A 9,420-nucleotide genomic window follows, 5' to 3' on the forward strand; every position below is an offset into this window, starting at 1 on the left:
CCGTGCCACCGTCGCTGGCCGCTGCAGCACCGGGCAGCAACGCGGGCCGACCGTCGAACCATTCCCGCGCACCGGCCAGATGCCATTGGCGGCGCTGCCCATCCAACTCGATGCCGGCACCCAGCAGGCCCCAGCGAAGGTAGAGGTCGCCACGCTTGCGCTGGTCCAGCAGATCCAGCCGCGCACGCAGCGAAAGGCGCTCGTTCTCCGCCTGCAGTCCATCCAGTACCAGATGCCCGGCGCGCCAGCGCAGGCGGGTATGCGCATCCACCTGGCCGGAGTCGAGCAGCGACAATGCCCAGCGCGGGTAATCGCTGCGCTCGGCAAACAGCGCCAGCAGCGGGCCAGCGTCGCGCATGGCAAGATCCGCGCGTGCGTCCACCTGGAACGGTGACTGCGCATCGATGTCACCGCGGGCGATGGTGACCCGGCCCCACCACGGCTGTGAACGCTGCTGCTCACCCACCTGCACGTTGCGCAGCTCGATCACGCTCCCGCCCAGATCGAACCGGCGCTGGCTGAAATCGCCACGTCGCAGCCTGCCATCAACGCGGGCGTCGCCCTGCAGGCCAAGCCCGGCCACCTGCAGGCGCGCGCGTTGACTGCGCAGGCGGACACTGCCGTTGCCAACCCGGCCCTGGGTATCCAGTTCAACGTCACCGCTCACCTGGCCGGCGCCTCCCAGCAGCCGCACCTGGCCGTTGCCCAGGTAGCGGTTGTAGGCGGTGAGGTCTGGAATGCTTGCGTCATCGAAGCGCAGCTGCGCGCGCACGCCCTTGCGCAGCTCGCGCAGGCGACCGTCACCGGTGAGTGTCAGTGCCAGGTCGCGCCCATCGAACAGCGTGGCACCCTTGGCGCCGCCTGCACGCGCATTGAACGTGGGAAGCTTCACTGCCAGTACGGCGTGCGTCGGCGTCCCGGCCTGCAGTTGCCCATGGGCGCTGGCCGTTCCCTGCATGTGCACGCCGGCCACTTCGGCCACCGCCCGCGCCGCAGGAATATCGACGCTGCTGCCAGCGGCCAGCTCGCCGTTCTGCAGGCGCAGGTCGGCGCGCAGCACGCCACCGCCCTGCAGCTGGAACCAGGGTTTCTGCACGAACAGTGCGGGAATCCAGTTGAGCGAGGTGAAGGTCCATTCGCCCTTGACCGTCCCGGAGGTGCGGCCCAGCATCTCGCTGGGTTCGGCGAATGGAATGTGCCGCCCGGTGATGGTCACATCCGCGTCCAGCGCAGCGCCTGTGCCCTCGCGCTGCGGCAACCGCGCCTGCAGGCGGATGTCGCGGGCGGTATCCAGCTGCACTGCCAGCGTTCCGCGGTCGGGGGCGCCAGCTCCCATCTGCAGGGGAACCCGCCAGACCGCATGGCTGCCGGGCTGAAGCGCGCCCTGGTCCAGGGTGATCTCGGCCTGCAGCTGCCCCGGCACGGCGGCGCTGGCAATGGAAGGACGTTGCGTGTCCGTATCCAGGCGCAGGCCCTGGCTGCGCGCCTGCACCTCCAGCACGGCATGCAGCAGCCCCAGCTTTGCCAGCCCGGGTGCCTGGTCGCGGTAATGCCGTGGGTAGGAGAACTGCGTCTTCAACTGCATGTCGCCGAGCAGCTGGGTGCCGTCAAGGCTGGCGTCGGCATCAGCGAACGCCACCTCCGAGTCCAGCAGTTCCGAGGGACCACCACGCAGCTGCTTCACGAAACCGACCGTGCCGCTGCCCTGGCCAACGATCAACAGCTTGCCCACGCGGACGCTGCGGATGGTTTCGCTATGAATGGCATCGAACCGCAACGTCCAGCCGCGATCGCCGCGCGGTGGTGAGGGAATGGCCTCCTCCACGCGCGCGATCTCGGCGGCCACCCCGGTCGCGTGCAGCGACGGCACGCGCACCTCGCGCTGGAACAGCGGCAGCAATGCCAAGCGTGCACTGGCGCGGTCCGCGCGCAGCACATACACGGTGTGATTGACGTGGCCGCGCATCTGCACATTCCAGGCGATGACATGCCCCGGCAGCAGCGTGATCGCCGGGCCGGTGGTCATCACGAACTTGTGCGGTTTGCGATTGGTGACCTGATCGAACAGCGGCGTATTGAGGAAAACATTGCCCGCCAACAGGTACAGCAGATACAGGCCCAGCAGGTACGGCAGCAGCTTGCGGCCGTGACGGCGCCATCGCTGCGGGCGGGCGAGGGAGTGGGGCATGGACCCTCGGCGTGGAATGGGATGGCCATCACTATCGTGGATGCGGCTGCGGCGCGATGTGAACGTGCTGCGCACACCGCGTCCTATAATCAGCGCGTCACTGTTCAAGGAGGTCACGGCATGAATGCCCGGACCAGCAAGGAAGGCGCAACCCAGGATGCGCCGCGCGATGCCGCCTCGGCGTCGTTCGATCCGGCCTACACCTCGGCCAACAGCGAGGTGCGGGCCGCCGCCGGTGGTTACTCGGTCACGTTGAACGAGGGCGACGGCGCGTTGAAAGTGGGTACCGAGCACAAGCGCGCAGTGTCCAGTCTCGCATCGCAGTTCCAGGGGACGTCGCTGAACATGGCCGGCAGCCCGACGCCCGATGGCGGCAGGGATTACCTGCTCACGATGGAGTCGGTGGTCGGGGCAAGCGCGAAAGGTGCCGGCTTGCAGGACACCAGCAGCACCGGCGTACGCGGGCGCTACAGGGTCAGCCTGCCCAGCGAGGCGGTGGACGTCGATCCCACCCGCATCAACCCGTTCGATCCGCAGACCATTCCCAAGGGGGGCAGCGTCACCCTGGATGGCCAGCAGTTCACCGGCACCGCACTGGAAGGCAGCTTCCGCAACATCGCCATGCAGAGCCAGACGACCGAGGCGAGCGGTGCCAGCTACCGCGTGGATCGCCTGGATGATGGCCGGGTGCGCGTCTCCACCGGGCCGAACGAGGCGGTGGAAGCCTTCAACGGCATGGGATTCAGTGCCGGCAGGTTCAGCGCGATTGCCGGTCGCCAGGACGCGCTCGGCCACGCTGCCGTCCGCACTGCCACGTTCGACCTGGATCAAGCCGAAGGCCGCCAGGCCTATGAACAGTTCATCGACAACGGCAAGCTGAGCGGCCAGACCCCGGGCGTGCAGGATCTGGCGACGGTCGAGCGGCTGGGCATGAGTTCGCAGACGCGGCTGAAGGTCGGCTATGGCGACACGTTCGGCCTGGACCTGGCGGGTGCACGCAACAGCGGCGACGTGGTGCAGGTCAGTCGGGAAGACGGCAGCCGCATCGAACTGCGCAGCGTGCAGTACAACGGCAACCTGCCGGCAACCCGGGTCAGCGCCTACGGCGCCGACGGCCAGGAAGACAGGGCGCAGCGCCGCTATGAATTCACCTTCGACCTGCGCGGCCATGCGCAGGGTGAGCAGATTGCCGGAATGGTCAACGCGGCACTGTCCGGCGACCCCAGCGGTGATCGCGGACCGGTGAAGGCCGGTGAGCTCACTACCCTGAGCTTCAGCGAGGCCCAGATGCGCACGCTGATGGAGCGTACCCAGTCGATGGTCGGGGACAACCCGATGCTGGGGCCATCGTGGCAGGTGCTTGCAGAGGACGGCAACGGCAGGCCGCAGCAGGATGTGGACGCCTTTGCACTGGGGCTGGCGCGCAACCAGGGGCAATCCACCTATGGCATGGCCGAACGCCTATTCCATATCGCCGCGGCGGGCGGCAAGGATCTGCAGAAGATCGACGCTGCCGTGCAGGGCGAGCACCTGCAGTCGCTCGCGCCGCCCTCACCGCTGCTGCCCCGTCAGGACCCACGGCACACCGCCAGCCCGGACCACGGCATGTGGCTGCAGAGCCAAGGCGCTGTGAGCAGCCTCGACCAGGCGATGGGGCGCCAGCCTGATGAGATGAGCGAACGGCTGGGCATGGCCCTGCTGGTCGCGGCCAAGGCCAAGGGCATGCAGCGGATCGACGAGGCCGTGCTCAGTGACGACGGCAGGTACGCGTTCGCGGTGCAGGGCCAGCCGCACGCCGCAGATCGTCAGATCGCCCGCACCGATACTGCGCAGGCAGTGGCTACGCCGGTCAGCGAGCACGTGCGCGAGCTGCAGCAGGGCCAGTCGCTGGCGGCAAGCTCTGAGCAGGTGAGCCAGCAGCAGGAGCGGGAGCAGATGTCCCAGGAACACGCTGCACGGGCCATGGCGCGTTGAGTCGGGCGCGCCAGCCCGGCGGCTGGCGCATCGGGTCAGCCAGGCCTATCAGGCTCGCCAAAGCGCCCGGGCCTCATCGGCAAGCAGCGCAGGCTGTTCCTCAGGCCAGAACAGGCGTCCGCCTTCCACCCAGCGGATACCGCGCGATGCCGGCAGCGTCTGGTGCAGCCACTCGGCCCAGCGGCCTGGAAAGAGGGGATCGGCTGTTCCCCACACCATGCGCGTGGGAATCGTACTGCGTTGCAGCGAGGCTTCGATGGCCACCAGAGGATTGGGCTCGAACGCGGCGAGGTGGCCATTGAGCTGCTGTTGGCGCAGGGGCGAGGATACCAGCGGGCGGAAACTGTATACGATGGCCTCATCGCTGAAATGTGCCGGATCCACATAAGCCGAGCCACCGATACCGGCCGCTGATCGCGCGTAGCCGCGATCCTGCAGGTGGCGGACAATCTTCTGGTGATAGGTGCCTGCGCGTGCGGCGGCCAGCGAGTTCTTCATCTGCACCGGCGGGCTGTTCTGGTGCACGTCGCAGTTGGTCAGCAGCATCGTGCGCACGCGGCTCGGGTGCTGCACAGCGAACAACTGGGCCACGGTGCCGCCACTGTCATTGGCAACCAGGTCGACCATCGCAACGGACAGCGCATCAAGCAACGCAACGAGCATGTCGCTCTGTGCCTGCGGGGACAGGTCCTGCGTGGCCGCCACCGCGCTGTGGCCCAGGCCCATGAAATCCGGTGCAATGCAGCGGCGGGACGAGGAAAGCTGCGCGATCGCATGCCGCCACTGGAACCCACTCAACGGGAACCCGTGCAGGAACAGTGCGGCCGGACCCTTCCCTTGTTGCACGCAGGCGATGCGCCCGAACGGTGTGCGGACCCAGCGCCGGCGGGCGGCGAACGCTGCGGCATCCATGGGCTCGCGCAGGCTCGCGCTGGCGCCGCGCACGCTGGGCGGCCATCCCATGGCCAGCAACAGTCCAGCACCGATCAGCAGTGACCTGCGCGACGATGAAGGCGCATCGTTGGACGGACCGCTCATGACGTCACCGCCGTTCGACCGACGACCGCATGCTTGAACAACCGCACGGGCTTGCCCGCTGCGCGCTCGATCACGCCCTTGGCTTCCAGATCCAGCTGCACGGCCTTCAGCCACCAGCCTGCGGTTGCGCCTGCGGGGAACAGATCTGCAGGCAGCGCCGGCAGCAATGACTGCTTGGCAATGGCAACGGAAACCCCGGGCGGCGTCTGCGGCAGCACGCCGAGCAGGGCGCTGCGCATGGCGCTGTACTTGCCCCGGTCGACCCACTGGGTCCTGCCGGGCGAGGTGATGCTCTCGATCTCGATCTTGTCTGGCTCAGCCATGGACCTCTCCTTCAATGCGGATATCCGGGCTGCGCAGGCCCATCGCAATCCAGGCCTTCATCAACCGGGCATAGAAGCGCAGCGAGTGTTGCTTGAGGTTGGGTACATCGGCGGGCAGCACGGAGGGATCGGGCAGATCGCCCACCATGGTGCGCATCTGCAGCGGCGGCCGGGCATCCTCCGGCCACAGGCCGCCATACAGGCTCAGCCAGTGGCCGCCGGTCAGTTCAAGAAACAGGGGCGTGTTGCAGCAGGTGGCCAGCACGCGACGGGTGCCGGCATCGGCTGAGAGGCGGAACGCGGCCAGGCGCTCCACTCCTGCCAGGAACTCCACCCGGTCCTTGCGATACATGACGAACCGGGTAGTTCCATGCGGTCCGAGCAGCCGCTGGGCGCCGGGCAGGCGCTGCAGGCGCAGGCCTGCGGCGCGGCAGCTGTTGCAGCAGCAGTCGACGCAGGCGATGGGTGTGCCGGTCAGGTTCAACGTCACTTCGCCACAGCGGCAGGCAACCTGTTGTGCGGAAGGCATGTGGATGCTCTCTTCGGGGGCTCTTTTTCTATCGACGAACCGGGGGGGCCGGAATCGACAGGGACGGTGGCAGCCGATAGCTCACCCGGTACAGGTCCAGGCTGGCGCCATCGCCGCGACGCGTTGAATAGGTGAGCGTGCCAGGGCGGGACCAGTCGAGCATGGCCCCATAGCTGTCGCTCGCACCGTCGTTGACGGGTGCGGGCAGTCGCATGCCGGGCGCGTAGCGGTCACCGAACGCGCGTGCCGCGAACTGCTCGACCCGCGAACTGCCGAAGTCCTGTGCGCGTGCGAAAACGATGGTCCGGCCATCGCCCAGGAAGGTGGCGTCGAACTCCTGCGCGGCCGTGTTGACCGCGCCTTCCACCGGCCGCGCAGGTTGCAGTTGGCCGTCGTCCACCCGCGCGACATACAGATCGTGGCCACCGGCGCCACCTGCTCGGTCGCTGGAGAACAGCAGGGTGCCACCGTCGGGTCCGAGCATCGGCGCAAACTCGTTGGCGGGACTGTTGACGGTAGACCCGAGATGCTCAACGGCACCGAACTGCAGGCCCTGCACGGGCACCCTGTACAGGTCGTCGCCGCCCAGGCCACCGGGGCGATCGGAGCAGAACAGCACGAAGCGGCCATCGGCGGTGAACGCAGGGTCGAAATCGCGGCCGGGTGTGTTGAACGAAACCGGGCGCGCGGGACTCCACTGGCCGTGATGCAGATGCGAAAACCAGATGTCATGGCCACCTTCGCCGCCAGGCCGGTCACGGCTGAACCAGAGCGCCGTGCGTCCGTCGGGGCTCAGCGTCAGGCGGACTTCGCTGTATCGGGTCGACGCGATGCCTGGTGCGAAACGCTCTGCGTGAGGGTCGAGTGCCAACGCCTCCCGGCTGGCATCACCCCCCAGCAGTCCAGCGACCGCGACCGCAAGCGCGACCAGTGAGGCAAGCGCATTCATGCCTGCCGCTCGAAATCGCTGATCCAGTTGGTCTCCCAGGTCGCTCCGCCGTCTGCGGATGCCGCCTGTTCCCAGCGTGCGGAACGCGAGGTGATCCGCGACCAGATCACCCGCGTTCTGATCGGTTGTCCCCGCAGCTGGTCGTCTCCCATGAACGTGCCGACGCCATCGACAAAACCGCCGCGGACCGGTGCGCCGATCCGCGTGGGATCGCGGCCATCCAACCACCAGCTCGACCACTGGCCACTGCTGGCATCCCATGCGCGGATGCCCATGCCGCGTACGGTCGCAGCGGGGAAGTTCATGACGTTGTCGCCAACGTTGCCGAAGCCGCCCAGCACCGGCCAGTTTTGCAGCGTGCCATCGAAGTGGTCCCAGCGGTTGCTGCCAGACAGGCGTTCGCGCAGTCGCTGATGCTGCACGCTCCAACGGCCGACCAGGAAGTCGAAGTCGCGGGGCGCATCCGATTGCAGCGGCAGCGGCGAGGGTATCGCTGCCGTGCGGGTGAACCAGTTGCGCCAGTTCACTTCCCAGTGGACGCCGTTGTCCGCGGAGAATGCCTGCTCCCACCACGGCTGCGCAGCGTGGATGTCGTGCCAGCGGAACCAGACCTGGATGGGCTGGCCCTTGAAGGAATCCGCACCACGGAAGCTGCCGCCTGTACCGCTGAAGCCGCCACGCACTGGCGCTTCGAAGCGGCTGGGAGCGCGGCCATCCAGCCACCAGATTGCCCAGGTGGCGGAGGCCGGATCGAAGGCACGTACACCCAGGCCGCGGTAGGCGCCGCCGGGCAGCTGCATCAGGTTGTCATCGATCGTGCCCAGCCCGCCCAGGGTCAGCCAGACCGCACTGGTGCCGGTGAAGTCCACCCAGCGCGTGTCGGCCACCAGGCGTTCCTGCAGCCGGCGGTGACGCACGTTCCAGTTGCCCTGCAGCCAACGCCAGTCATTGGCATGGTCTCTGCCGGCATGGGCAGGGGTGGCGCCCAGCGGCAGGCACAGCCCGAAGGCGCCGGCACCGTACAACGCGGCAAGGCCGCCCAGAAATCCACGTCGCTGCATGTCTGATCCCCGTTGTCCGAGGCCTCATCTTCGGCGTCGTATGGGGGATTGACCACGCGGATATCGAGGCTCAGGCTAAGCCACACTTATGGTCGCCCACCGCCACCTGCCGTCGCTCGTTGCCATCCGTGCCTTCGAGGCCGCGGCGCGGCTGGGCAGCTTTGCGCGGGCCGCGGAAGAACTGGACACCACGGCGGCATCGGTCAGCTATCACGTCCGGCGCCTGGAAGAGCAGACCGGTGCACGACTGTTCCTGCGCCACGCCCAGCACGTCGAACTGACCGAGGCCGGTGCCAGCGTCGCAAAGGAGGCTACCCGCGCCTTCGATGCCCTGCGTGCCAGCTTCATGCGTGCCGCCGACATGGATGCCACCCGCCTGCGCCTGACCGCACTGCCTACGTTGGGCACCAGTTGGCTGACGCCGCGGCTGGGTGGCTTCCGCGCCCGGCATCCGCAACAGGTGCTGGAGCTTGATCTGTCGGCGGAGCCGCAGGACCTGGCAGGCGGGCGTTTCGATGCGGCCATCCGCAACGGTCACGGCGACTGGCCGGGGCTGCACGCCGTGGAGCTGTTCCCCAGCGTGTTCACGCCACTGTGCGCGCCCGCGCTGCTTGAAGCCGCCACCGGCCTGGGCGGTGCGCGGCTGCTGGATGTGCCATTGCTGGGGCGTCCGGACTGGTGGGCGCTATGGTTCCAGGCATTCGCGCAGACGCCGGCACCCGGGGCGGAGCGCTTCGCCACCAACTTCGCTGCCGAGCATCTGGACGTAGCCGCAGCGATCGCCGGCCAAGRCATCGCCATCGGCTCGCCGATCCTGTTCAAAGCCGAGCTGGATGCGGGGCGCCTGGTACAAGCCCACGAAGGCGTGGCCAGCGATGGCCGCAGCTTCTGGTTTGCCAGCCCGGCAGGACGCAGCAACGCCCCGAAAATCGCGCACTTCCGTGAGTGGCTGTGCACCGAGGCAGCGGCGGCCCGGCATGCTGCACGATCCCTGCTGCGCAGGGTGGCCACGCCATGACCCAGAGCCCGGAACTGCTGCGCCGCCTGCTGCGTGCAAAAGACCACATGGACCGGGCCAGCCATGAAGACTGGCCGGTGGCGCGGCTGGCCGGGATCAGTGCGGTTTCCGCGGCCCATTTCGCGCGCTCGTTCAAGGACGCGTTCGGGGTGCCGCCGCATCGCTATCTGCTCAGCCGCCGCATCGAGCGCGCTGTCGCCCTGCTGCGCGATACCGACCTGCCGATCACCGAGATCGCACTTCAGACCGGGTGGACCAGCCTGGGCACCTTTGGCCGCATCTTTCGTGACATCACCGGCGACAGCCCCGGCGCCCTCCGCGACCGTGAGCGGACCGATGC

At 68.0% G+C, this 9,420-nt stretch carries 9 protein-coding genes; 3 read left to right on the forward strand and 6 right to left on the reverse strand.

Annotated elements, in window-relative coordinates; genetic code table 11:
• Positions 1–2,188 (reverse strand): hypothetical protein (locus tag AB4Y84_RS06290; protein ID WP_442249884.1); only part of this gene is annotated, 2,188 nt, incomplete at its 3' end.
• A 120-nt stretch (positions 2,189–2,308) separates the two neighbouring features.
• On the opposite strand from AB4Y84_RS06290, the gene AB4Y84_RS06295 reads away from it, so the two are divergent.
• The gene (locus tag AB4Y84_RS06295; protein WP_442243614.1) at positions 2,309–4,162 is read left to right on the forward strand and encodes an XVIPCD domain-containing protein; all 1,854 of its coding nucleotides are present in this window, start codon (positions 2,309–2,311) and stop codon (positions 4,160–4,162) included.
• 48 nt (positions 4,163–4,210) lie between these two features.
• On the opposite strand, the gene AB4Y84_RS06300 is transcribed toward AB4Y84_RS06295, so the two are convergent.
• Genes AB4Y84_RS06300 through AB4Y84_RS06320 form a run of 5 tightly spaced genes read right to left on the reverse strand, consistent with a single transcriptional unit; the run spans position 4,211 to position 8,062 of the window.
• Positions 4,211–5,200: an alpha/beta fold hydrolase gene (locus AB4Y84_RS06300; RefSeq protein ID WP_442243613.1), complete on the reverse strand. Its 990-nt coding sequence runs from the start codon at positions 5,198–5,200 to the stop codon at positions 4,211–4,213.
• Positions 5,197–5,523, reverse strand: a complete 327-nt coding sequence (locus AB4Y84_RS06305; protein ID WP_033831163.1) for a DUF6958 family protein — start codon at positions 5,521–5,523, stop codon at positions 5,197–5,199. Before AB4Y84_RS06305 ends, AB4Y84_RS06300 begins: the two co-directional genes overlap by 4 nt.
• A complete protein-coding gene (locus tag AB4Y84_RS06310) occupies positions 5,516–6,052 on the reverse strand; it encodes a GFA family protein (RefSeq protein ID WP_134832598.1) in 537 nt (178 codons plus the stop codon). The genes AB4Y84_RS06305 and AB4Y84_RS06310 overlap by 8 nt, the downstream gene beginning before the upstream one ends.
• A 28-nt stretch (positions 6,053–6,080) precedes the next feature.
• Positions 6,081–7,001, reverse strand: coding sequence for a TolB family protein (locus AB4Y84_RS06315; protein ID WP_442243612.1), 921 nt, complete (start codon positions 6,999–7,001; stop codon positions 6,081–6,083).
• Positions 6,998–8,062 (reverse strand): hypothetical protein, encoded by a 1,065-nt coding sequence (locus tag AB4Y84_RS06320; protein WP_442243611.1) that lies wholly within the window; start codon positions 8,060–8,062, stop codon positions 6,998–7,000. The genes AB4Y84_RS06315 and AB4Y84_RS06320 overlap by 4 nt, the downstream gene beginning before the upstream one ends.
• Before the next feature lie 88 nt (positions 8,063–8,150).
• Between AB4Y84_RS06320 and AB4Y84_RS06325 the strand changes: the two genes are divergently transcribed.
• The gene (locus AB4Y84_RS06325; RefSeq protein ID WP_442249885.1) at positions 8,151–9,080 is read left to right on the forward strand and encodes a LysR substrate-binding domain-containing protein; all 930 of its coding nucleotides are present in this window, start codon (positions 8,151–8,153) and stop codon (positions 9,078–9,080) included.
• On the forward strand, positions 9,077–9,420 hold a 344-nt coding region (locus AB4Y84_RS06330), incomplete at its 3' end, for a helix-turn-helix domain-containing protein (protein WP_442249886.1). The genes AB4Y84_RS06325 and AB4Y84_RS06330, both read left to right, overlap by 4 nt.

It is taken from the genome of Stenotrophomonas sp. 2YAF22, from assembly GCF_052114665.1.
Taxonomy (GTDB): Bacteria; Pseudomonadota; Gammaproteobacteria; order Xanthomonadales; family Xanthomonadaceae; genus Stenotrophomonas; species Stenotrophomonas indicatrix.

Coding starts and splice junctions, on each gene's coding strand:
- AB4Y84_RS06295 (WP_442243614.1), top strand. CDS start 2,309: ATGAATGCCCGGACCAGCAAGGAAGGCGCAACCCAGGATGCGCCGCGC.
- AB4Y84_RS06300 (WP_442243613.1), bottom strand. CDS start 5,200: ATGAGCGGTCCGTCCAACGATGCGCCTTCATCGTCGCGCAGGTCACTG.
- AB4Y84_RS06305 (WP_033831163.1), bottom strand. CDS start 5,523: ATGGCTGAGCCAGACAAGATCGAGATCGAGAGCATCACCTCGCCCGGC.
- AB4Y84_RS06310 (WP_134832598.1), bottom strand. CDS start 6,052: ATGCCTTCCGCACAACAGGTTGCCTGCCGCTGTGGCGAAGTGACGTTG.
- AB4Y84_RS06315 (WP_442243612.1), bottom strand. CDS start 7,001: ATGAATGCGCTTGCCTCACTGGTCGCGCTTGCGGTCGCGGTCGCTGGA.
- AB4Y84_RS06320 (WP_442243611.1), bottom strand. CDS start 8,062: ATGCAGCGACGTGGATTTCTGGGCGGCCTTGCCGCGTTGTACGGTGCC.